22 protein-coding genes are annotated in these 21,359 nt (G+C 54.0%); 10 read left to right on the forward strand and 12 right to left on the reverse strand.

Features of this window, described 5'->3' with window-relative positions:
• Positions 1 to 60 precede the first annotated feature (60 nt).
• Positions 61 to 957: a fimbrial protein gene (locus SERAS12_RS07555; protein WP_239440984.1), complete on the forward strand. Its 897-nt coding sequence runs from the start codon at positions 61 to 63 to the stop codon at positions 955 to 957.
• A gap of 61 nt (positions 958 to 1,018) precedes the next feature.
• Here the strand turns inward: SERAS12_RS07555 and SERAS12_RS07560 are convergent, their stop codons facing one another.
• The 3 genes from SERAS12_RS07560 to SERAS12_RS07570 form a co-directional block, all read right to left on the reverse strand.
• Complete coding sequence (locus SERAS12_RS07560) at positions 1,019 to 1,477, reverse strand: helix-turn-helix domain-containing protein (RefSeq protein WP_013812144.1); 459 nt, start codon at positions 1,475 to 1,477, stop codon at positions 1,019 to 1,021.
• 205 nt (positions 1,478 to 1,682) lie between these two features.
• Positions 1,683 to 3,260, reverse strand: coding sequence for a malate:quinone oxidoreductase (locus tag SERAS12_RS07565; protein ID WP_013812145.1), 1,578 nt, complete (start codon positions 3,258 to 3,260; stop codon positions 1,683 to 1,685).
• A 434-nt stretch (positions 3,261 to 3,694) separates the two neighbouring features.
• The gene (locus tag SERAS12_RS07570; protein ID WP_013812146.1) at positions 3,695 to 4,534 is read right to left on the reverse strand and encodes an NAD(P)H-binding protein; all 840 of its coding nucleotides are present in this window, start codon (positions 4,532 to 4,534) and stop codon (positions 3,695 to 3,697) included.
• 97 nt (positions 4,535 to 4,631) lie between these two features.
• Between SERAS12_RS07570 and SERAS12_RS07575 the strand changes: the two genes are divergently transcribed.
• The gene (locus SERAS12_RS07575; RefSeq protein WP_013812147.1) at positions 4,632 to 5,255 is read left to right on the forward strand and encodes a TetR/AcrR family transcriptional regulator; all 624 of its coding nucleotides are present in this window, start codon (positions 4,632 to 4,634) and stop codon (positions 5,253 to 5,255) included.
• Between the two features lie 6 nt (positions 5,256 to 5,261).
• Here the strand turns inward: SERAS12_RS07575 and SERAS12_RS07580 are convergent, their stop codons facing one another.
• The 4 genes from SERAS12_RS07580 to SERAS12_RS07595 form a co-directional block, all read right to left on the reverse strand.
• Positions 5,262 to 5,822: a GNAT family N-acetyltransferase gene (locus SERAS12_RS07580; RefSeq protein ID WP_013812148.1), complete on the reverse strand. Its 561-nt coding sequence runs from the start codon at positions 5,820 to 5,822 to the stop codon at positions 5,262 to 5,264.
• 151 nt (positions 5,823 to 5,973) lie between these two features.
• Entirely contained in the window at positions 5,974 to 7,401 is a 1,428-nt protein-coding gene (gene phoA / locus SERAS12_RS07585) for an alkaline phosphatase (RefSeq protein WP_013812149.1), read from the reverse strand.
• A 138-nt stretch (positions 7,402 to 7,539) separates the two neighbouring features.
• The gene (locus SERAS12_RS07590; protein ID WP_013812150.1) at positions 7,540 to 8,247 is read right to left on the reverse strand and encodes a glutathione S-transferase N-terminal domain-containing protein; all 708 of its coding nucleotides are present in this window, start codon (positions 8,245 to 8,247) and stop codon (positions 7,540 to 7,542) included.
• Between the two features lie 63 nt (positions 8,248 to 8,310).
• A complete protein-coding gene (locus SERAS12_RS07595) occupies positions 8,311 to 8,994 on the reverse strand; it encodes a helix-turn-helix transcriptional regulator (RefSeq protein ID WP_013812151.1) in 684 nt (227 codons plus the stop codon).
• 80 nt (positions 8,995 to 9,074) lie between these two features.
• On the opposite strand from SERAS12_RS07595, the gene SERAS12_RS07600 reads away from it, so the two are divergent.
• Positions 9,075 to 10,124: a cytochrome P450 gene (locus SERAS12_RS07600; RefSeq protein ID WP_013812152.1), complete on the forward strand. Its 1,050-nt coding sequence runs from the start codon at positions 9,075 to 9,077 to the stop codon at positions 10,122 to 10,124.
• Between the two features lie 12 nt (positions 10,125 to 10,136).
• On the forward strand, positions 10,137 to 10,484 hold the full coding sequence (locus tag SERAS12_RS07605) for an antibiotic biosynthesis monooxygenase (protein WP_013812153.1): 348 nt from the start codon (positions 10,137 to 10,139) through the stop codon (positions 10,482 to 10,484).
• Between the two features lie 39 nt (positions 10,485 to 10,523).
• Here SERAS12_RS07605 and SERAS12_RS07610 read toward each other — a convergent pair whose 3' ends face one another.
• Positions 10,524 to 11,255 (reverse strand): isochorismatase family protein, encoded by a 732-nt coding sequence (locus tag SERAS12_RS07610; RefSeq protein WP_013812154.1) that lies wholly within the window; start codon positions 11,253 to 11,255, stop codon positions 10,524 to 10,526.
• A 126-nt stretch (positions 11,256 to 11,381) separates the two neighbouring features.
• Here SERAS12_RS07610 and SERAS12_RS07615 point away from each other — a divergent pair, with 126 nt between their 5' ends.
• Together SERAS12_RS07615 and SERAS12_RS07620 are read left to right on the forward strand one after the other, a co-directional pair.
• Positions 11,382 to 12,269 (forward strand): LysR family transcriptional regulator, encoded by an 888-nt coding sequence (locus SERAS12_RS07615; RefSeq protein WP_013812155.1) that lies wholly within the window; start codon positions 11,382 to 11,384, stop codon positions 12,267 to 12,269.
• Positions 12,270 to 12,464: 195 nt separating this feature from the next.
• Entirely contained in the window at positions 12,465 to 12,965 is a 501-nt protein-coding gene (locus SERAS12_RS07620; protein ID WP_013812156.1) for an ATP-binding protein, read from the forward strand.
• A 96-nt stretch (positions 12,966 to 13,061) separates the two neighbouring features.
• Here SERAS12_RS07620 and SERAS12_RS07625 read toward each other — a convergent pair whose 3' ends face one another.
• From SERAS12_RS07625 to SERAS12_RS07635, 3 genes are all read right to left on the reverse strand, one after another.
• The gene (locus SERAS12_RS07625; protein WP_013812157.1) at positions 13,062 to 13,493 is read right to left on the reverse strand and encodes a hypothetical protein; all 432 of its coding nucleotides are present in this window, start codon (positions 13,491 to 13,493) and stop codon (positions 13,062 to 13,064) included.
• A 31-nt stretch (positions 13,494 to 13,524) separates the two neighbouring features.
• Positions 13,525 to 14,832: an MFS transporter gene (locus SERAS12_RS07630; protein ID WP_013812158.1), complete on the reverse strand. Its 1,308-nt coding sequence runs from the start codon at positions 14,830 to 14,832 to the stop codon at positions 13,525 to 13,527.
• A gap of 747 nt (positions 14,833 to 15,579) precedes the next feature.
• A complete protein-coding gene (locus tag SERAS12_RS07635; protein ID WP_013812159.1) occupies positions 15,580 to 16,500 on the reverse strand; it encodes a LysR family transcriptional regulator in 921 nt (306 codons plus the stop codon).
• Positions 16,501 to 16,619: 119 nt separating this feature from the next.
• On the opposite strand from SERAS12_RS07635, the gene SERAS12_RS07640 reads away from it, so the two are divergent.
• The 4 genes from SERAS12_RS07640 to SERAS12_RS07660 all read left to right on the forward strand — a co-directional run bounded on the left by SERAS12_RS07640 (position 16,620) and on the right by SERAS12_RS07660 (position 20,452).
• Positions 16,620 to 16,952, forward strand: coding sequence for an isocitrate lyase/phosphoenolpyruvate mutase family protein (locus SERAS12_RS07640; RefSeq protein ID WP_239440985.1), 333 nt, complete (start codon positions 16,620 to 16,622; stop codon positions 16,950 to 16,952).
• 245 nt (positions 16,953 to 17,197) lie between these two features.
• Positions 17,198 to 17,623: an MchS3 family protein gene (gene mchS3 / locus SERAS12_RS07645; protein WP_013812160.1), complete on the forward strand. Its 426-nt coding sequence runs from the start codon at positions 17,198 to 17,200 to the stop codon at positions 17,621 to 17,623.
• A 259-nt stretch (positions 17,624 to 17,882) separates the two neighbouring features.
• The gene (locus tag SERAS12_RS07650) at positions 17,883 to 19,475 is read left to right on the forward strand and encodes an ABC-F family ATPase (RefSeq protein ID WP_013812161.1); all 1,593 of its coding nucleotides are present in this window, start codon (positions 17,883 to 17,885) and stop codon (positions 19,473 to 19,475) included.
• A gap of 644 nt (positions 19,476 to 20,119) precedes the next feature.
• Positions 20,120 to 20,452, forward strand: a complete 333-nt coding sequence (locus SERAS12_RS07660) for a hypothetical protein (protein WP_013812163.1) — start codon at positions 20,120 to 20,122, stop codon at positions 20,450 to 20,452.
• A 151-nt stretch (positions 20,453 to 20,603) separates the two neighbouring features.
• On the opposite strand, the gene moeB is transcribed toward SERAS12_RS07660, so the two are convergent.
• Entirely contained in the window at positions 20,604 to 21,359 is a 756-nt protein-coding gene (gene moeB / locus SERAS12_RS07665) for a molybdopterin-synthase adenylyltransferase MoeB (protein WP_013812164.1), read from the reverse strand.

Below are 21,359 nucleotides of genomic sequence, written 5' to 3' on the forward strand. Positions count from 1 at the left end.
GGTCAAAGTGCTTATGCCGCCTGTTCTGTCAGAAGTGGTTACAAGGCGCAGGTGATCAATATGAAGCTTGGGCGTGTGCTGGTGACCCCAGGCAGCCAGGTGGGCGACACTTTGGTTACCGGCCAGTTTCCAATCAATGAAGTCAGTAATATCGCCAGTTGCTCAAGAGGCGGCAGCGCGATTGGTTCGATCATGCAGGGCCGCGCCACCAGCTTCACCAATGTGTGGAGTACCAATATTCCGGGTATCGGTATTCGTTTATACCGTGAGGCCGGCTCGGTGAGTAACTTCTACCCTCATACCTTGAACTTTTCTGGTAATTCCAACGTTACCCTTAACGGCGGTTACTTCAAGATTGACGTCGTTAAAACCGCGGCCCAAACAGGCACCGGCCAGCTGACTACCGGGCTATATACCAACTATTACATGGACGGTACCGGTCCTGGGTTGCCACTGCTGCAATCGATTGTCGATGCCAACAGCCTGACGATTGTCACTTCAACCTGCAATGTGGACAGCGGTTCCAAAAACAAGGTGGTTAATCTGGATACCGTCACGGCAGCCTCTTTTGGCGGTGTCGGCTCAACCCAGGGTGAGAAGGCGTTTGATATCAACATTAACTGCGTTGGCGGCGTCGGTGAAAATCTGTTGCCAGGCAATGCCGGGCAGGGGATTGTGAATGTGCGTTTTGACTACACTCCGGACAGTTCTAATGCGCCTGGCGTGATCAAATCGCAATCTGGCGCCAATACGGCTTCCGGCGTTGCCGTACAGTTGTTGACGGGCAGCACCACGCAGCCTATCAAGAACGGTGATGCGGTCAACGCAGGCCGCACCGTACCGAACCAGGCCAACACCCTGACCCTGCCGCTGAAAGCCCGTTACTACCGTACCGGCACTACGATCAAAGGCGGCAATATCCAGTCGACCGCAACCTTTACCATCGAATACAACTGAGTATTGCGGGCATTAAAAAAGCCAATGGGATTGCCCATTGGCTTTTTGCTTTTTATCCGCCTCAGCGCTGGCCCATCCAATGAGTGCAGGCGCCATCCACGCATTTCCCCGCATACCACAAGTGCGCGCCTGGCGACTCGTGCCGATGCCCGTTCTGCGGCGCGATCGGTTGCGGACGCATCTCTACCACGTCCCAACGCGTGGTGCGGCGATACACCGCCGGCGTTTTGCCGAACTGTTTTTTAAACGCCCGTGAAAAAGACGGCTGGGAATCAAAATGGAACTGCAAGGCGATGTCGAGAATAGGGCGTGGGGTCGAACGCAGCGCCTGCGCGGCCTGTGACAGGCGGCGCTCGCGGATATAGCTGCCCAGCGCATGGCCGGTGGTGCTGCGGAACATCCTTTGCAGGTGCCACTTGGAGTAGCCCGATTTCGCCGCAACGTTATCTAACAGCAGCGGTTGATCCAGATGAGTTTCAATCCAGTTCAGCAAATCGTGAATGATATTGACGCGATCCATTGTTTAAGTTCTCCCGCGGTACGGCATTCAGGTCATAGTGGGTAAGAGTAATTATCCAAGCTAGTTCTTTGATAATAGGCCGCTGAACCGGGTTACGCAAGTGTTAACTGGAGGACTAAAGGTGGCTAAACGTGCTCTTCCAGCCGCGGAGAAACAGAAAAGGCCGCGCGAGGCGGCCTTGAGGGAAGGGGGAACAAACGTCGGATCAGTGAGTTTCCGGCTTCACTTCGATATAGTCCAACTGCAAGACGCTGCTGGTGTAGCCGCGGATCTTGTTGGTCATTTCAATGTCGCCGTTCAGCTTGTGACCATAGGATGGAATGATATCTTTCAGCTTGCTCTGCCATTCCGGCGTCGCCACTTTATCTTTGAACACTTTTTCCATCAGGTGCAGCATGATTGGCGCAGCGGTAGAGGCGCCCGGTGATGCGCCGAGCAGGGCGGCGATGCTGCCGTCCTCGGAGCTGACCACTTCGGTGCCGAACTGCAACACGCCGCCTTTCTCATCATCTTTCTTGATGATCTGCACGCGTTGGCCGGCGGTCCACAACTTCCAGTCGGCCTGTTTGGCTTCAGGGAAGTACTCTTTCAGCGCAGCGAAACGGTCATCGTCGTTCATCATCAACTGGCCAACCAGGTATTTCACCAGGTCGAAGTTATCCAGCCCGACATGGGTCATCGGCATCAGGTTAGACGTGCTCAGAGAGTGCAGCAGATCGAACAGCGAACCGTTTTTCAGGAACTTGCTGGAGAAGGTGGCGAATGGCCCGAACAGAACGACGCGCTTGCCATCCAGCATGCGGGTGTCCAGGTGCGGAACCGACATTGGCGGCGAACCTACGCTGGCCAGACCGTAAACCTTGGCCAGATGCTGATTCGCCACTTCCGGATTGGTGGTCACCAGGAACTGGCCGCCGACCGGGAAACCGCCGTAGCCGTCAGCTTCAGGAATGCCGGATTTCTGCAACAGTGTCAGAGAGGCACCGCCTGCCCCGATAAACACGAATTTGGCGTTAACGGTGGTTTCTTTACCGTCACGGTTCAGATCGGCCACGGTGACGCGCCAGGTGTTGTCGGCGTTGCGTTTGATATCGCGCACTTCATGGCTCAGGTTCAGCTTGAAGTTAGGATTTTTGGTCAGCGTATCCACCAGTTGATGGGTGATCACGCCAAAGTTGACGTCGGTACCCAGCGGCATGCGGGTCGCGGCAATTTTCTGCGCCGGATCGCGGCCGTTCATTACCAGCGGCGCCCACTGTTTAATCTGGTTGGCGTCTTCGGAGTATTCCATCCCACGGAACAGGGTGCTGTGCTGCAGCGCCTCATAGCGTTTGCGCAGGAAGTTGACGTTATCGTCACCCCAGACAAAGCTCATGTGCGGTACGCTGTTAATAAAGGATTTTGGATCTTTCAGGACGTTATTTTTTACCTGATAAGACCAGAACTGACGAGAGATTTCAAAAGACTCGTTAACCACCACGGCTTTGCTGATATCAATGGTGCCGTCTTCTTTCTCTGGCGTGTAGTTCATTTCGGCGAAAGCGGAGTGGCCGGTACCGGCATTATTCCAGCCGTTGGAACTTTCTTCCGCAACGCCGTTCATGCGCTCATACATGTCGATGGACCAATTCGGCTCCAGTTCATGCAGGTAAGTCCCCAGGGTGGCGCTCATGATGCCGCCGCCAATCAGTACCACATCGACGGTCTTGTTCTCTTCTGCTGCAGCCTGTTGCGTGATGCCGAACAGATTCAGACAGAAGATCAGGACGAGTAATTTTCTCATTAAATCAAATCTCTTAGGTGTAAATTCTACTCATTGCAGGTGAAAGAATTTATCGGGAGTTACCCTGGAAATAAGCCAAAACAGACCGCCCGGCATGAGCCGAATTACAGTGATAATGTCTTTTTGTTAATAGTTTTCTTTAACGAAAAGTGGATTATTACAGGCTACCTGGAGGCGGATTGTTCAACTCAGGTTACTGAGGGGATATTATTGTTTGCAAGAATGTTAAAAACTACTTTTGTAACTAAAAAAAGAGAAATATAGGCAGGAATAATTCATTTATTATTGCGGGCTAAATATAACCGCTAAATTAGCAGGGTTTAATTGCCGTTGATTTAAACGATATTTCATTATCACACAATATTTAGCGATGAATTGCAAAGGGTAGCCGGTAACAAAACGAAAATGGCCGCCGTGTGGCGGCCAGCATCCGATTAGCGCGGTTGCCAAATACCGCGGGTTGCGGTGTCGGCGGCATAGGTGCTGAAATCACGCGCCGGGCGCCCAAGGCTGCGTTGAACGTCGTCGGTCAGTGATGCATTGCGCCCATCCAGTACCGTACTGAACAGATACTCCAGCAAGCTGACCATCTCCTCCGGCAACTGCGCTTCGCGCAGATAACCGACATAATCGGCTATCGGCACCTGCTGATAGAGAATCTCACGTCCGCTGGCGGCGGCAATCTCGCTAATGGCCTGTTCAAATGTCATCAGTCGCGGGCCGGTTAGTTCATATACCCTATTGCTGTGGCCGGGCTGAGTGAGAGCGGCGACCGCGATGTCGGCGATATCATCGGCATCAATAAAGGGTTCTGGAATTTCGCCCGGCGGCAAATAAACCGTGCCGTTCAGCAACTCATCGTAAATAAAGCTTTCGCTGAAGTTTTGCATAAACCAGCTGGCGCGCAATATCGTCCAGTCCGCGCCGCTGCGCTCTACCATTTCTTCTGCCTGGCGAGCTTCGTCTTCTCCGCGCCCGCTGAGCAACACGATCTTTTGCACACCCCCCGTTACCGCCTGTCGGCAAAAACGTTCAATGGTGTCGATGGCGCCCGGCACCGCCAGATCGGGCTGGAAGCTGAGATACACCTTTTTCACATCCTGTAAGGCCGGTTGCCAACTGCCGCTGTCCTCCCAGTCAAAAGGAATGGCGGCGCCACGGTGGCCGGGGCGCACGGCCACGCCTTGCTGTTGCAAACGCGCTGCTACACGGCTGCCGGTTTTACCGGTGGCGCCTAAAACCAGTATCGGTGAGGTCATATCGCTGTTATCCATCGTTCATCTCCAAAATGTGAGTGTTACTCATGTTTTGTAAATATGATAAACCCTCGTATTATTGTCAAGGTAGTTTTTGGTTCAAAGGACGATGCTGATGAATGACAAGCAAAAAAATCCGCCCGCGTTACGGCGTAAACCCAGCCAGACGCGGAGCCGTGAGAAGGTGGAGCTGATCCTGGATTGCGCCACCGCGCTGATAGCCCAGCAGGGCAGCGATGCGATGCGAATGAGCGAAGTGGCGCTCAATGCCGGTATTTCCATTGGGGCGCTGTACCAGTACTTCCCGGATAAGACCGCTATCGTGCGCGTGTTGGCACAGCGTTATAACCAGGAAGCGCGCGAATGCATTGAGCAGTGTTTAACTGAAGTACAGAATTTTACACAACTGATCGAGGCTTTTAGCTGCCTGATTGACGAATATTACGCCTTGTTTATGGCTGAGCCCGTCATGCGGGATATCTGGGCGGCAACGCAGGCCAACAAAACGCTGCGCGAAGAAGAGGTGGCGGAAAGCCGATTGAACGGTGCGTTGCTGGCGGCGGCGATACGGCGTTTGCGGCCACAGGCGGATCCGGTTGCGGTTGAAAATGCCGCTTTTCTGCTGATGCATCTGGGAGAAGCGACGATGCGCCTGGCGGTCAGTACCGGCCCCGATGAGGGCCGCGAACTGGTGGAGAGCTATAAGCAAATGGCGGCGAAGGTGCTGGCAGATGCCTAGAACGCGCTACGGTTGTCTGCGCTGCCATTCTTCGTTCAACAAGGCGTAAATAAACTCGTCGCCCCACTCGCCGTTGAAACGGTCGTTTTGCCGCAGGTGGGCCTCTTTACGCAGGCCCAGCCGCTCGACCACGCCGATCGAGCCCTGATTGGCGGCATCGAGCCGGGCAAAGATGCGGTGGCAACCCACCTCGCTGAACCCGCGATCGAGCACTGCACGCACCGCCTCTGCGGCATAGCCTTTACCGGCGTAGACCGGGTTGAAGATATAACCGATCTCTCCTTGCAATGCCGCGCGGTTGGCCAGTTTCAGCAGCACTTCACCGATCAATTCCCCGCTGTCTTGCAGAGTGACCGCACAGTAAAAGATATCGCCATCCTCACTGAAACGCGAAGCCACTGCCTGGGAAAGCTGTTCTTCCAACTGCGCATCGCTCGGCGTGGGGGCGTACAAATACCGATAAACCTCCGGAAGGCGGTGATAAGCCGCGTAGGCGTTGAGATCGGCAGGGGTAAAGCGGCGTAGCCGCAGACGTTCGGTGGTAAATGGCAGGTTAATCAACTGCAAGGGCTCATCCTTTTCATCTGGGCGCTTTGGCGCGAAGTGAAGACGCAAGGGTGAATATAGCCGTTAATCGATCATTTTTAACCTGTTAAAGCCGCTTCTCCCCCTGATATTCAGGAGGAGAAGGGATAGAGCAAGCTACCGGGCAACCGACTTACTTAATCGCCATGGCGTCACGCATGGTGTAGAACAGGTCGGTCTGATCGGTCAGTCCCACGACGTTAGCGGCACGCGGGCCGTAGGCGGCAACGCGCAACTGGGTGCCGGTGTGTCCCTGAGAGCCTTCCTCCGAGTTACCGTAGCTGATGGTCATTGGCGCACCATCTTTGGTGGTCAGCGTTTGCGTCAGGCCTGGCGCTTTGGCATCGACGGCAATAATCTGGCTGGAATGGGCGTGGTCGGCGGTGACAATCACCAGCGTGTTGCCGTCGGCGCGGGCGAAGGCCAGCGCTTTCTGTACCGCTTCATCCAGATCGACCGTCTCGCCGAACTGGCCGCAAGGGTTGGCTTCATGGTCCTGCTTGTCGATCGATGCGCCTTCCACCTGCAGGAAGAAACCGTTTTGCTGATTTTTCAGCAGATCTATCGCTTTTTCGGTCATTGCCGCCAGCGTTGGGATGTCGGCAGTACGTGCCGGGTTGTTCTCGCAGGTGACCGCCGGTTGGTCGATATTACCGTGATGCGAGGCTTTTGGGCCCTGCCAGCGCACCGGCATATTGCCGGCGGCAAACAACCCCAGCAGCGGTTTTTGCTGATTGGCTACGCTGATGGCATTCAGGCCGTCAAGGTTTTCCACCCACTGATAACCCAGCGCAGTTGCCTGGTCTTTCAATGACTTTCCCTGCCATTCGCCGCTTTTCGCCAGCTGATTAAAGGATTTCGCCCCACCGCCCAGCGAGACGTCGGCGCGGGTTTTGAGCAATTGCTCGGTGATCGAGCCACGGCCGCCATTCTCCAGCGCGTTGGTGGCGCATTTTTCGCTGGTTTCTTCCGGGCCGTAACATTTGCGAGAGGTGACATGCGAGACCTGCGCTGCCGGTGTGGCGTCCTGCAGCTCGGCGGTGGAGACGTTGCCGGTGGCTTTACCTGCCGCCTTGGCGATTTCCAGCAGCGTCGGCTGATCCTTGCCGTTGACGTCAACCCCCAGCGCGCCGTTATAGGTTTTTACGCCGGTTGACCATGCGGTCGCCGAGGCGGCGGAATCCGTCACGTAATCTGGCTTGTGGGTTTTCTTATCCAGCGAGTAATGGGTGTATTGACCGGTCAGCGGCAGGGCATCAATGCCTTTAAAATAGCCGCCCGCGCCTTCTGCGTAGTTGCGCGCCGAGGTGATTTCAGAATCGCCCATGCCGTCGCCAATCAGCAAAATCACGTTTTTGACCGTTTTGTCAGACAGCGAGGCTTTCAGCGCGGCGGTTTGATCGCCGCTCAGACGGCGTGCGCCGCCCGGCTCCACGATGTTACCGCGCGCCGCGCGCTCGGAAAGACCCGCGGTATTGGCCGGTGTTTCATCGGCGAAGGCGGTGGAACAAAGCAGGGCGGATAGTACGGCGCCAGCGATCAAAGAAACGGGCTGCAGCATGGGAAAACTCCTTGTCGTAATAATAAAACATAAATAGCATCAGTTTGTTACGCAGGGAGAGTAGTGCAGAGGTGTGACACTTTTATGACGATGCGGGGAGCGAAAATGGGATAGCCAGCGGCTATCCCAGGCAATAAATTATTCGTTACGAGCGGGAATATTCAGGCCGCGTTGTACTGCCGGGCGTGCCAGCCCGCGCTCCAGCCATTGCCCCACCCGTGGGAAACTGTCGAATTCCACCAGTTCGCGCGCTTCGTAGAAACCGATCAGGTTGCGCACCCAGCCCAGCAGAGAAATGTCGGCGATGGTGTAATCCTGGCCCATGATCCACTCGCGACCTTCGAGGCGGCTTTCCAGCACGCCGAGCAGGCGTTTGGATTCATTTTTATAACGCTCCAGCGGGCGTTTATCTTCGTATTCACGCCCGGCGAAGCGGTGGAAGAAGCCGAGTTGGCCGAACATCGGGCCGACCGCCGCCATCTGGAAAAATACCCATTGGATGGTTTCATAGCGCTGCGCGGGATCCTGTGGCAGGAATTGACCGCTTTTCTCTGCCAGATACAGCAGGATGGCACCGGATTCAAACAGCGCCAGCGGCTTACCGCCTGGGCCATCGGGATCGATAATCGAAGGGATTTTACCGTTAGGGTTCAGCGACAAAAACTCCGGTGTCCAGGTTTCATTCTTGCCGATATCGATCAGGTGCGCTTCATAAGGCAGGCCGATCTCTTCGAGCATAATGGACACTTTTACGCCGTTTGGCGTCGGCAAGGAATAAAGTTGCAGCCTTTCCGGGTGCTGCGCGGGCCAGCGTTTGATAATCGGGAATTGGGTTTGATCGAGCATGAAGAGTCCTCGGGTTGACGGTTTGCCTATTGAGTATTGCACCAAAGCTAACGCGTTGCGGGGTTAAACCGTGAGGTCAAAATGTGCTTTCAGAGCATTCTTGCCGGTGGCGGTGAGTTGCAACTCGCGGCTATCGAGCCGGCGCCTTATCCAGTCGCGCTCGATAAAGGCGTTAAGTAGCGCTGCGCCAAGTGCGCCGCCAAGGTGAGCCTTGCGTTCGCTCCAGTCCAGGCAGCCGCAGGCGAAGCGCCGCCGTGAGGGCGCAGGCGCGCAGTCGACGCCCAATCGCGCCAGGGCGGTCTGCCCCGCATCGCTCAGCCGGTAGTCTTCCTCTCCCACCAGCCAGGCCAACTGATGCAGGCGGTCATGCAGTTTTACCGCCACTTCACCGGCCATATGATCGTAGCAGGTGCGGGCGAATTGCAGCGAGGTGGGGGTTGTGCTTTTCACCGTCGGCCGTTCGACGCCGGCCAGCGCCATCAGCGTTTCCAGCACATCGGCCACCGGCTGCCCCGCCAGGCGGAAATAGCGATAGCGCCCCTGTTTGACGCAGGCGATCAGCCGCTGCTCCTGCAAGCGCGCCAAATGCCCGCTGGCGGTAGAGGCGGCGACGTCCACCGCGGCGCTGAGCTCGGTGGCGGTATAGGCGCGCCCGTCCATCAGCAGGCACAACATGCGCGCACGGGTGCGGTCGGCGATAGCGGCGGTCAGTGCCGCCAGGCGATCTTCAATATCGATGTCATTCATAGTTCGAGATTAGGCGAAGTATGGCTGCGCGTCCATCGCTATGATCGGTTCTTACCTGGTTCAGTTCGACGGAGATCATCATGACCCTTTGTCCGTATACCCGCGCAGTGACTGCCGTCACTTCTGACAACCCGCGCGCCGACTATCTGCAGATGGCGCCCATGCAGTTTCAAGCGCAATTGCAGAGTTGGGTTGCCGCTTCACCTTTGGCTGTGAGAGAGGCCTTGAACAACCGCGATCTGGGGGTACGTCCGACAGGCGAGCCGATCCCCACTTTGTTGTTGAACACGCCCGCACAATCCATTTTCGGTGCGTTGGTGCGGATGCAGGATGGTGAAGTTCATCCTCAACTTAAAGCGGCTATACGGCAGGCATTAGCGGGCATCGACGAAATCCTGATCCAGCAAACGACATTGACCGTGGCGCGAGAAATAGCACCTTGTTTGCCGGATGCTAACCAGATCACCCGTTTTAACTATGCCTTGCCGGTGTGCGTTATGGCTTCACTGTTGGGCGTAGGTGCTGATGAGTGGGCGGAACTGGCGGATGAAGTATTGGATTTTTCACGGTGCATTGCTCCTGGCGGGAGCGAAAGCCAGAGGGGGAAGGGAATACTTGCCGCTGGGCGTCTTTCGGCTCGGTTTGAAAACCGTCGTGGCCCTTTATGGCTTAGCCTGCAGCGGGCATGCGCTATACGCGATATGGGGCATCATACCGTGCTGTCCAATGCTATTGGGCTGATGTTTCAGGCTTGCGAAGGTACCGCTGGTTTGATCGGGCAGACGCTGTTGTTGATGCGCAATCACGACGGAGATACGCAGGCGCTGATTGAAAAAGTCCTTTCTGATACGCCTCCGATTCAAAATACTCGTCGTTTCGCGTTGCGGGATACACTGGTAGCAGGCTACAGGGTACTGGCTGGGCAAGACATTCTGATATTGCTGTGCGCGGGTGACGAAAGTTTTGCTTTCGGTGATGGCGCGCACCGTTGTCCGGGGGCGAACTGGGCGAAAATCATTGCGCGGTACGGCATTCAACATTTATCCGCACTGGGCGTTGATCCGCAGGCGCTGAACAGCTTCCACTGGCGGGTTTCGCAAAACGCGCGCGTACCTGAATTTTACCTCTGACAGGAGCTCTCTATGATTGCCGTTATTTTTGAACTGCAGGCCGCCGACGGGCAGCGTGAAACCTATCTTAAGCTGGCGGCAGAGCTAAAGCCGCTGTTGGCGGAGATCGACGGATTTATCTCCATCGAGCGCTTCCAAAGCCTGGCCGATCCGCAGCGTTTACTGTCGCTGTCCTTCTGGCGGGATGAAGAGGCGGTAAAACAGTGGCGCAATCTCGAGCAGCACCGGGTTGCGCAGGCGCGTGGCCGCCATGATGTGCTGGCGCAGTACCGCCTGCGGGTGGCTGAGGTGGTGCGCGACTATGGTTTGGATCAGCGCGATCAAGCGCCGCAGGACAGTTGCGGCTATCACGCAGGTTAGTGCAAAGCCCGCAGGGCGCGGGCTAAGACGACGAGAGAATTATTTGGCTTCGCTGCCGACTTTCATGGCGCCGGCGTAGTTGGCGCCCATGCCCCAGCTTGCGCCATGTTCGCCGGCAATCTTCAATACCCCGCCGGCGGTGGTCTTATGGCTCCAGTCCTGTTGCCATTCCAGCATCAAGGCTACCCAGTTGACCGGTGTGGCGCCGGCCTGAATCAGGCGCTGCATGGCGTTATGTTGGGTATCTGCGGTGATATCACCGGTAACGTCAGACAAAATGTACACTTCGTACCCCTCGCCCAAGGCGGAAAGGGCCGGCAGCATCACGCAACTGGCGGTCCACAGGCCACCGATGATGATTTTTTTGCGGCCGGACTTTTTGATCTGTTCAACCACGCGCGGATCCTGCCAGACGTTGATGGCGGTGCGGTCATAAACTTTCAGATCCGGCCGAGCCAGGGTCACCTGCTGGAAAAAGGGGCCGGCAAAGCTTTTGGCATTGGCCGAAGCCAAAATCGTCGGCACGTTGAAGACCTTGGCCGCTTTGGCAATGCCGGTGGCGTTGTTCAGCAGGTTGGTTTGATCGATAGAGGAGATGGTCATGCCGAACATGTCCTGCAGATCGACCAGCAGCAGCAGGCTATTGTCCGCCGTCAGCGGTTGAACGTAACCGGCCTGGCGTGCATCGGCGGTTACCGGTTGCGCCAGGGCGGCTAAGGGGGTTGCTGCACTGCTGAGGCTGAGCAGTAGGGCGATGAGGGTCTTTTTCATTGTTAACTCCATGAGTGCCGGTTTTTTACTTCATACAGATGAAGCGAGCGATCGGGAGTCTACTGATATTGATGAAGTTAATAATCTATGGTTTATTTAATTGATAATTAACTTATAGGAAATTATATGGACGTTTTACTGGCGATGCGGGCATTCCGCCGCGTGGTTGAACGCAACAGTTTTTACAAGGCCGCTGAGGATCTGGCGGTGACGCCCGCCGCCCTGAGCAAGCAGATCAAGCAATTGGAAGCCCGGTTGGCCACGGTATTGATCGCACGGACGACGCGAACCATGAGCCTGACCGAGGCGGGGCAACTGTACTATCAGGAAGCTTGCCGGCTGCTGGGCGAATTTGATGCGCTGGAGCAGACGGTCGCCGCCAGCGTGCAACAGGTGTCCGGCACGCTGCGGATCAATGCGCCGCTCTCTTTTGGTCTGATGGTGTTGTCGCCGCTGCTGCCGCAGTTTATGCAACGTTACCCAGAGTTGCAGGTGGAACTGACGCTGGACGATCGGGTACTGGACGTAGTGGCTGCCGGTTTTGATATTTCGCTGCGTATTCGCCGTCATTTGCCGGATTCGTCGCTGAGCGCCCGTTCTCTGGGGGAGGTGCAGCAGAGGATCTGCGCCGCACCGGCTTATTTGGCGCAATATGGCACGCCGAAAACGGTGGCGCAGTTACAGCATCATCAGTGCCTGGCCTATTCGCTGGCGGAAAAGCCCGGCCATTGGCACTTTACGTTGGGGGAAGAGAATCTGAGCGTGGCGGTCAATCCCAGGTTGACGGCGAACAACAGCCTGATGCTGCGCGACATGATTGGCGCCGGGTTAGGTATTGGTTCGTTGCCGTCGTTTGTCGCCGATCCGGAGATTGCCGCCGGCCGACTGGTGCGGTTGTTCCCGGATTTCTCCAGTGAGGCGCATCAGGTATTTGCGGTGTATCCAACGCGCCGTCATGTTCAGCATAAGGTGCGGCTGTTTACCGATTTTATCCGTGAAGCCTGGTTTTGTTAGGCCGCCTTAGTTTCGCTGTTGACAGCACTCCCGGCTTTATTCTATTGATAGTGGATGAACAAAAACCGACTTGTATTCGCGCAGATTATTATCACCATTCTCAGAGTGGTGGGATAGCGCGTCTCTTTCAAGCCAAAACCCGCCAGTAAGGCGGGGCAATCTCTCCTCCTGCTGGCTATCACCCAAGAGGACGTCATGGAAAATCACCCCCACGCTGTTTTACATCTGATGTGCGGCAAAGCCGGCTCAGGCAAGTCGACGTTGGCAAACCTTTTGTCGCAGCAGCCACAAACGCTGCTGATTGTTGAGGACAGCTGGCTGGCGACGCTGTATGAACAACAGATGGCCGGATTGCAGGATTACGCCCGTTATTCGGCCCGGCTGCGGCAGGCATTGAGTGAACATATTGTACAGCTGCTGCGTAATGGGCTGTCGGTAGTGCTCGATTTTCCGATGAACACGCCGGATCGTCGTCTTTGGGCCAGGCAATTGGCGGATGCCGCCGGTGTTGGTCATTGTCTGCATTTTCTGGACGTCAGCGATGTGCAATGCAAGAGCCGGATAAAACTGAGAAATGAACGGGGCGATCATCCTTTCGTGCTAAGCGAAGAAACCTTCGATCTGCTTACCCACTACTTTGTTTCCCCTTCAGAGGAAGAGCGGCTGACTGTGGTCAGGTACGGCGATCAGGCCTGAGTCAGCCCGTTTGAGGGACGTGGTTTCAAACGCGGTATCGACAGCAACCTCGCTCTGCGGTGCAGAGCGGGTGTTATCTCTTGCGTTAACGGAAAGCTATGCCAGCGCGTTCCAGCGCTGTGCAAGCCCCAGCAGATGAACCAGACCCAGACAGAGACAAATCAACGAACTTATGACGATGAATCTGTCACTGCGACCGGTATTGCGCAGCGCCAGGGGGCCGGCAATGCCGCGCAACAGATAGATAAACGTGATGAGGCACAGCACGGGGCGCAGCAATGGCAGCGGCGCAATAATGCCGGCACCGGCCAAAGCGTACAGCGCCCAGATAAACAACACCAGGGCGATACCTGCGGTCGCGATGTCCGGAAATTTCTTGCCGGCTTCGGCAGCGCGGATAAAGCGATCGCCGGCGCCACACAGACGATATCCGCGCGCCCCCGCCTTGATCACCCAAACATGCACCAGGGCCGCAATGGCGCTCAGTCCTGCGCCCGTCAGTAATGCCAAATTATAAGGGGTATCCATACTTCTTTATCGCTCCTGGGATAGAACTGCGTCAGTTTTTGTGCCGCTCCTTGAACACCGTAGCGGCAATCAGGCTGAGAGTCAGCATGCCGGTGACATACCAGGCCGGCGCCATAGGATTGCCGCTGACATCCAGCAGCCAGGTGACGACGAGCTGCGCCGACCCGCCAAACAGCGTAACGCCGAAGGCGTAAATCATTGAGGTGCCGGTAGCGCGTACATGGCGCGGTAGCGCAGAGACGATCAGCATGGTGCTCGACAACATATTGACCCCTAAAGCACCGATCAGCAAGATGCGAAAGAGGATTGCCAGCCACAGAGAGTGTGTGGAGCTCAGGAACCAGAATGTGGGATAAATCAGTATCAGGGCGGCAAAGATAGAGAAAAGCAGCGGCTTTTTGTAGTTTTGTACCCGATCGACATAACGGCCGGCGAAATAAACGGCGGCGATTTGCACCACGGAAGCAATGCAACTGAAGAGATAGGCGGTGGGGGCGGCAATATGATAGGTCTGCATCATATAGGTCGGCATATACAGCAGCACAATATAAACCATCACGGTGCCGGACATAATGATCAGCATCCCCAGCAGCAGGTCTTTAAAGTGATTGCGCAGCACATCCCAGACCGGGTTAACCTGTGGGCGTTCGTGATCCACCACCTCGCCGCTATAGGTTTCCTCCAGGTGTTTACGGATATACACGCCGACGGGAATAATCAGCAGGCCGATGATGAAAGGCACGCGCCAGCCCCAGGAATAGAGGGCTTCTTCCGGCAGAAAATAGGTCAACAGCAGCCCGAAAGAGGCGCCGAGCAAGGCGCTGATGCCTTGGCTGATCGCCTGCCAGCTGACAAAGAATCCCCGCTGGTTGGCCCCGGCCGACTCCAGAAGCAGGGTGGTCGCAGACCCCACTTCACCGCCGGCGGCAAAACCCTGAATCAATCGCCCGACCACGATCAGCATTGGCGCGAAGAGGCCTATTTGCGCATGGGTGGGGGCAAAAGCAATCAGCGCCGTGCCGATGCCCATCAGGACAATGGTCATTAACATCGCAGCCTTACGACCGACCCGATCGGCGTAGGCGCCCAGCACCATGCTGCCTAGCGGACGCATAATAAAACCGACGCCAAAAACGGCCACCGACATTAATAAAGATCCGTAGGCCGTGTCGCTGGGGAAATACAGTTTACCGATAATGGCTGCAAAGAAGCTGTAAACGGTGAAATCGAAGATCTCCAGTCCGTTACCGAGGCTGGCGCCAAAAATGACCTTATAATTTATCGTTTTCTTGTCGATCGTCCGATTCTCGGATAACTCGTTTTCAACAGTGTTTGTCATTATTTCTATCTCTCGCGATGGGCGGCATGTTTTTATTGTTAATGTTTCACCAGTGATACCTGAGGGATGCGGTTTGTTGCGATCACACCATTGCAACCTCTTGTTTACATATACTTGTATGTACAACTATATGCAATACAGGTTGTTTGTGGTGTGAAAATGGAAGTTAATTAATTTAATTTATTGTTTATTAAGTGGTTTGTATGGATTCTGGTAAGGGGTTAACCCAGCCAGACTGACGATTTAGTGACCTGCCACACACAAAGGATCCGATTCCCTGTGGGTTTTAAGAGGTGAATCACAATTTTAATCGTAGAGAGGAATCTGTGGTGGTGAGGTTCTGTCGTAGCAATAAAAATGGCTACTCGGCCTGAGGGCGAGGGTAAAGGCAAAGCATTTACTTAATCCAAGGGAATAATGGTTTATCACCCGCAGGTTAACGTTATTTTTTTGTTGAGATGTTTAACGTAAATATTGGCTACCTCTATCACTCAGATGATAAGCCTGATAGTTTCTTTAGGCCTGCCTGTGGGTAATTAATATTTTGTGTGAATTTAATTTATTTAAATAATCGTTGTGGTGAATACAAATATGTTTTCTCGAACGCAGGCAGAAATACGAGTAATCCAGGATATTGAGACGTCTCGCACAAGGCTCCCCTATGCCTTGATGCCGTTATAGACTTTGCGGCAGTAGTGCAAAATGCGGGACTATTGAATGTAGTGGCCAAGCCCCGCTGATTTTTTCTTAAATTTCAGTTTGTTGCATTTTCAGACAAGGTTCCTGTTGCCATCTTAGGGTCAGGAACTCGACTAACGCCCGCGCTGCCGGCCCCACCGGCCCTGGCGGGTAAACGGAATACACCCCGGTTTCCCTCCCTGTCCATTGCGGCAGCAGTTGCACCAATTCCCCCAAACGTATCGATTCGGCCATCGTCACGGCGGAATGAAATGCGATGCCTTGGCCGTCTATACAAAATTGTTTGACCGCATCGCCATTATCCGCTCGCATTCGGCCCTTGGGCTGAAACATTATTTCTCCCTGAGGCCCGAACAGGCGCCAGTTCTCGCCGTCGTGACTCGCCGTCGAGATCAGACACTGGTGCTGCCGCAGTTCCTCAAGCGTTGTCGGTGTGCCATGCTGTTGCAGATAACACGGTGAGGCGACCAGGATCCGCCGGTTGTTGAGTAGCTTGCGCGCCACCAGGCTTGAATCCGGTAGCCGGCCAATGCGGATAGCTACCGCCACGCGTTCCGCAACAATGTCGACATAACGATCGGTCATCAGCAGGTCTATTCGCAGTTGGGGATACTGCGCCATAAAAGCCGCCAGATGCGGCGCGACGTGCAGACGGCCAAACGACAGCGAAGTGCTGACACGCAAGGTTCCCTGCGGCTGGCTTTGCTCATCGCGCATTCGCTCATAGGCCATTCTCAATTGTTCCAGGGCGGCGCTGCAGTCTGTGAAGTAGCGCTGGCCGGCGTCGGTCAGCGACATCGCCCGGGTGGTGCGGTTGATAAGCAACATATCAACCTGCTGCTCAAGCTTTTTGACCAGGCGACTGACGGCAGAAGGCGTCATATTCAGGGATTGCGCCGCTCTGGCGAAGCTCTGATGCTCAGCCACGGCGACAAAGGCTTTTACCAGTTGCAGGGAAGGTTCTTCCATTCGTTCTCCCAGGGAATGAATATCTGAAATCTGCGGCTATTATCATCCAGATTGATGATGGTTAGAATGCGTTTTTTATCGGGAGAACCTTATGGACACTCACAATAACGCCGCCGTTTTTGCCAATCTGCACCGTCAGCCACACCCAGGGTTACCGCGAGGCCGGGGCTGATGGGTTGTTTGTTTTGGGTGTGACGGATCCGGAAGAGATCCGTGACATTGCCGGCCAAACCGATCTGCTGCTTAATGTGATCGCCTGGCCTGGTCTTTTGCCGGCGGAGCAACTCGCTGCGCTTGGCGTACGCCGGGTGAGCGTCGGCTCATGGATCCCGCAAAGCCTCTGGACGCACACCGCCAGATTGGCGGCAGGTTTTCTGACCGATGGCAGTTCCGAACCGCTGTTCGGTGATGCAGCGCCTTACTCGCACATCAACGGCTGTTTTCCCGATTAACGAGTCAGTATGCCGGATGGGGGATTATCGCATTCGGCATGTTCGGGGAATGGGGATATTTCAAAAATGGCCGAAGAAAAGCAAGGTCATGGCTAGTTAACGTATAAGAGTGTATGAATCAAGCTATTTTATATATTTTAATGAGTCATGTTATTAATACGGCTATAAGTTTTCTATTTGCAATAATTTTATTTATGTGGTTAGGTTGGTATAAGGTAAATGATTTGTGAATGCAGGTGGGATTTATGAAAATGATTTTTATCGTTGCTACTTTGTTTTTCACTTCGTTATGTTCTCTCTATGGCTACGCAAATGAAAAAAATTATGAAACTATAGAAACCAACTTATCCCAGATTGGTTATTTTTCTTTAGGAATGAATAGCTTTGCTGGCAAGGTTAGTGAAGGAGAAGTTGCTGTAATAGATATTCTTAAAAGCAAAGGAGCAACTGATATTTTCCTGAGAATAGCCAATAATCCCAAGGCAACGCCAGAAAGTAAACTCTATGCAGCTTGTGGATTGAAGCAACTAGGTAAACTAAATAATAATGACGTCAAATCCATTTTTGAAAAAGAGTGGGATGATGATGTTTCGATATTGAAAGCAGACATTTTAAGAAAAGAAAAATTTAAATATTTATATTTTGGCATTTTAAATCATGGATGCATGTGAGTGTATTTACTGAATTACTCTATTTTTTGGGGAAGTGCCCATGGCAACCTTCAAGCGGTAATAGTTTCACCGAGATCCCTCCGTCAGCGAGCAGCTTGCATTGCGCCGAGCCATGGGCCCGGCATGTCGGGTTAACCGCATGATCCTCTGCCGCCGCACCTTTGCTCAAATTGTCACCGAAACTTCCCGCGATCTCTTATCCTCGTTATGGCATAATGCGCGCCAAATCACATTCCCAATGATATGAAGAGCGAGCGCTGTGTTAAGCACTAACAACATCACTATGCAGTTTGGCAGTAAGCCGTTGTTTGAAAACATCTCCGTCAAGTTTGGCGGCGGTAACCGCTACGGTTTGATCGGGGCCAACGGCTGCGGCAAATCCACCTTTATGAAAATCCTGGGTGGCGATCTGGTGCCGAGCGGCGGCAACGTGTTCCTCGATCCGAACGAACGCCTGGGCAAACTGCGTCAGGATCAGTTCGCTTTCGAACAATACAGCGTGCTGGACACCGTCATCATGGGCCACCACGAGCTGTGGGCGGTGAAGGAAGAGCGTGACCGCATTTACGGTCTGGCCGAAATGAGCGAAGAAGACGGCTATAAAGTGGCCGATCTGGAAGTGGCTTACGGCGAGATGGACGGTTACACCGCAGAAGCGCGCGCCGGCGAACTGCTGCTTGGCGTAGGCATCCCGGTTGAACAGCATTACGGCCCAATGAGCGAGATCGCGCCGGGCTTCAAACTGCGCGTATTGCTGGCGCAGGCGCTGTTCTCCGATCCGGAGATCCTGTTGCTCGACGAACCGACGAACAACCTGGACATCGATACCATTCGCTGGCTGGAGCAGGTGCTGAACGATCGTAACAGCACCATGGTCATCATTTCGCACGACCGTCACTTCCTGAACATGGTCTGTACTCACATGGCGGATCTGGACTACGGCGAGCTGCGCGTTTACCCGGGTAACTACGACGAATACATGACCGCGGCCACTCAGGCGCGTGAGCGTCTGGTTGCGGACAACGCCAAGAAGAAGGCACAGATTAACGAACTGCAATCGTTCGTGAGCCGCTTCAGCGCCAACGCTTCCAAATCCAAGCAGGCGACCTCTCGCGCCCGCCAGATCGACAAGATCCAACTGGAAGAAGTGAAGGCCTCAAGCCGTCAGAACCCGTTCATCCGTTTTGATCAGGACAAGAAACTGTTCCGTAACGCGCTGGAAGTGGAAGCGCTGACCAAAGGCTTCGATAACGGCCCGCTGTTCAGCAAGCTCAACCTGATGGTTGAAGTGGGTGAGAAAGTGGCGGTGCTGGGCCCGAACGGTATCGGTAAATCCACCCTGCTGAAAACGCTGGTGGGTGACGCTCTGCCGGACAGCGGCAGCGTGAAGTGGTCCGAAAACGCCAAGATCGGTTACTACGCTCAGGATCACGAATACGAGTTCGATGATACCCTGACGGTATTCGACTGGATGAGCCAGTGGAAGCAGGAAAAAGACGACGAGCAGGCGGTGCGCAGTGTGCTGGGCCGTTTGCTGTTTAGCCAGGACGACATCAAGAAGAAAGTTAAGGTGCTGTCCGGTGGTGAAAAGGGCCGTATGCTGTTCGGCAAGCTGATGATGCAGCGCCCTAATATCCTGGTTATGGATGAACCAACCAACCACCTGGATATGGAATCCATCGAATCGCTGAACATGGCGCTGGAAATGTACGAAGGTACGTTGATCTTCGTCTCCCACGACCGTGAGTTCGTCAGCTCGCTGGCGACGCGCGTGCTGGAAATGACGCCGACCAAGGTTGTCGACTTTACCGGCAACTACGAAGACTACCTGCGTAGCCAGGGTATCGTTTAACTCTGCTTAGGCAGTCAAAAGGCGGGAGCATTCCCGCCTTTTTTGTCTCCGTTATAGTGCAGAGTAAAATGTTCTGTTGAAATTCTGACATAAACTCCTCAAATATCGTTCACTATCTGTATTTTCCCCCGTAAGTATAAAATCTGGAATGCATGTCTTTTATTTATCGTAAAGTGAGTATAGAAGCTTGGTTTTATTATTTTAAGCTTCCCGCATATTTACCTGATTCGTTAATGCCATTAATTAACCTTGCCATAAAATTCGCTAAAAATCGGTTACGCGAATGAATTATATATTTAAGTAGTTGCTAGTTTTAGTCTGTTTACCTTATTTTTAATAAGGCTGAAAATATCTTGATATTTCCTCGCGCAAACGTTATTAATAATCGTTATCACACATGATGAGAGGCTTTTTTCAGTATTTTAGGGGTAATTAATGCAGTCTGTTAGAACTAATGGCATATTTTTTCGAAAATGGATGCGCTGCTCTACATACATATTTATGATATTTACTGCCGTGAATTATATTGGTGACAGTATTCATGGTGGGAATTTTTATTTCTTTTTATTGATTGTTTTTTTATGCCTTGTGGGCGGCTTTGTCTTTGTTTTTTTCAACATTATCAATGTAAAGGATGACGAAAAATGAAAGAGCTTGGTTTGCGCGAAATTGCTCAGATATCGGGTGCTGGTGGTGAACAACTGGCTCAACTGGGCGGCACTTTAGTAGGGACTTGGGCCTCTGGTGGTAATCCTTACGCTGGAGCATTGGGGGGCTATGTCGCTAGTGAATTATACAGTGGGATACAACATGGTCACCAAACCGCCCCCGGCATTGGACAAGGATTAGGGTCCTACAACCCTAATTATAATCCTGGTTTGATCGGGCCATGGCAACCTTCTGGGAATAGTTTTTCTCTCGCGGAAATCCAGGCAATTGGCTGGGCAAGGTTTCAAAAAGATGTTTGGGGCGGATAGCATCGATCAGATTCAGAAGATGATTGGGTCAGGCATAATATAGGGCGACCCACCAAAGTTATGAGGGTTCACCCTATATGTTATTCATCAGAATGGGGGCTTACGTGGGGGCTCTGCGGTTCGGCATGGTTACCCATTTGGCCAATGCTTGCTATTCCCCGCCGCACACCTCGCACTGCGGGTTTTTCGGCAACTTCATCTCGCGGAACTGCATCGTCATGGCGTCGAACATCAGCAGTTTTCCGGTGAGGGGTTGGCCGTAATGCGTCAACAGCTTAATCGCTTCTATCGCTTGTAGCGTGCCGATCGTGCCCACCAGCGGTGCCATTACTCCTGCCTCCACGCAGGTCAGGGCGTTTTCGCCGAATAACCGGCTCAGGCAGCGGTAGCAAGGCTCGTCCGGCTGGTAGGTGAATACGCTGAGTTGCCCCTCCATGCGGATCGCCGCGCCGGAAACCAGCGGTTTGCGTTGCGCATGGCACTGGCGGTTGAGCAGATCGCGTGTCGCTACGTTGTCGGTGCAGTCCAGCACCAGATCGCAGGCGGCAATGTGCGCCGCCATCTGTTCGTCGTTCAACTGCCCGTCCACGGCATCAATACGGATATGCGGATTGATGGCGCTCAACTCGAGGCGAGCCGATTCGACCTTCGTCATGCCAAGGCGTGTATCGCGATGCAGGATCTGGCGTTGCAGGTTGGAGAGGGCGACGGTGTCGAAATCAACCAGCGTCAAGTGGCCGACGCCCGCCGCGGCCAGGTATGGCGCAGCAGCGCAACCCAGCCCGCCTAGGCCGATAATCAGCACTCGAGCGGCCTTCAGCTTTTCCTGGCCGTCGAAGTCAAAGCCGCGCAGGATAATCTGGCGGTTATAGCGCAGCGTTTCGGCGTCGGTTAATTCCGGCAGCAT

It is taken from the genome of Serratia sp. AS12 (assembly GCF_000214195.1).
GTDB classification, from domain to species: Bacteria; Pseudomonadota; Gammaproteobacteria; order Enterobacterales; family Enterobacteriaceae; genus Serratia; species Serratia plymuthica.

Excerpts from the sequence above, each read along its gene's own strand:
- SERAS12_RS07635 (WP_013812159.1), bottom strand. The coding sequence starts at position 16,500 with ATGGAAGAACCTTCCCTGCAACTGGTAAAAGCCTTTGTCGCCGTGGCT.
- SERAS12_RS07560 (WP_013812144.1), bottom strand. The coding sequence starts at position 1,477 with ATGGATCGCGTCAATATCATTCACGATTTGCTGAACTGGATTGAAACT.
- SERAS12_RS07595 (WP_013812151.1), bottom strand. The coding sequence starts at position 8,994 with ATGAATGACATCGATATTGAAGATCGCCTGGCGGCACTGACCGCCGCT.
- SERAS12_RS07610 (WP_013812154.1), bottom strand. The coding sequence starts at position 11,255 with ATGAAAAAGACCCTCATCGCCCTACTGCTCAGCCTCAGCAGTGCAGCA.
- SERAS12_RS07630 (WP_013812158.1), bottom strand. The coding sequence starts at position 14,832 with ATGACAAACACTGTTGAAAACGAGTTATCCGAGAATCGGACGATCGAC.
- SERAS12_RS07600 (WP_013812152.1), top strand. The coding sequence starts at position 9,075 with ATGACCCTTTGTCCGTATACCCGCGCAGTGACTGCCGTCACTTCTGAC.
- SERAS12_RS07615 (WP_013812155.1), top strand. The coding sequence starts at position 11,382 with ATGGACGTTTTACTGGCGATGCGGGCATTCCGCCGCGTGGTTGAACGC.
- moeB (WP_013812164.1), bottom strand. The coding sequence starts at position 21,359 with ATGCTGCCGGAATTAACCGACGCCGAAACGCTGCGCTATAACCGCCAG.
- phoA (WP_013812149.1), bottom strand. The coding sequence starts at position 7,401 with ATGCTGCAGCCCGTTTCTTTGATCGCTGGCGCCGTACTATCCGCCCTG.
- mchS3 (WP_013812160.1), top strand. The coding sequence starts at position 17,198 with ATGAAAATGATTTTTATCGTTGCTACTTTGTTTTTCACTTCGTTATGT.
- SERAS12_RS07620 (WP_013812156.1), top strand. The coding sequence starts at position 12,465 with ATGGAAAATCACCCCCACGCTGTTTTACATCTGATGTGCGGCAAAGCC.
- SERAS12_RS07605 (WP_013812153.1), top strand. The coding sequence starts at position 10,137 with ATGATTGCCGTTATTTTTGAACTGCAGGCCGCCGACGGGCAGCGTGAA.
- SERAS12_RS07625 (WP_013812157.1), bottom strand. The coding sequence starts at position 13,493 with ATGGATACCCCTTATAATTTGGCATTACTGACGGGCGCAGGACTGAGC.
- SERAS12_RS07570 (WP_013812146.1), bottom strand. The coding sequence starts at position 4,534 with ATGGATAACAGCGATATGACCTCACCGATACTGGTTTTAGGCGCCACC.
- SERAS12_RS07590 (WP_013812150.1), bottom strand. The coding sequence starts at position 8,247 with ATGCTCGATCAAACCCAATTCCCGATTATCAAACGCTGGCCCGCGCAG.
- SERAS12_RS07555 (WP_239440984.1), top strand. The coding sequence starts at position 61 with ATGAAGCTTGGGCGTGTGCTGGTGACCCCAGGCAGCCAGGTGGGCGAC.
- SERAS12_RS07660 (WP_013812163.1), top strand. The coding sequence starts at position 20,120 with ATGAAAGAGCTTGGTTTGCGCGAAATTGCTCAGATATCGGGTGCTGGT.
- SERAS12_RS07565 (WP_013812145.1), bottom strand. The coding sequence starts at position 3,260 with ATGAGAAAATTACTCGTCCTGATCTTCTGTCTGAATCTGTTCGGCATC.
- SERAS12_RS07575 (WP_013812147.1), top strand. The coding sequence starts at position 4,632 with ATGAATGACAAGCAAAAAAATCCGCCCGCGTTACGGCGTAAACCCAGC.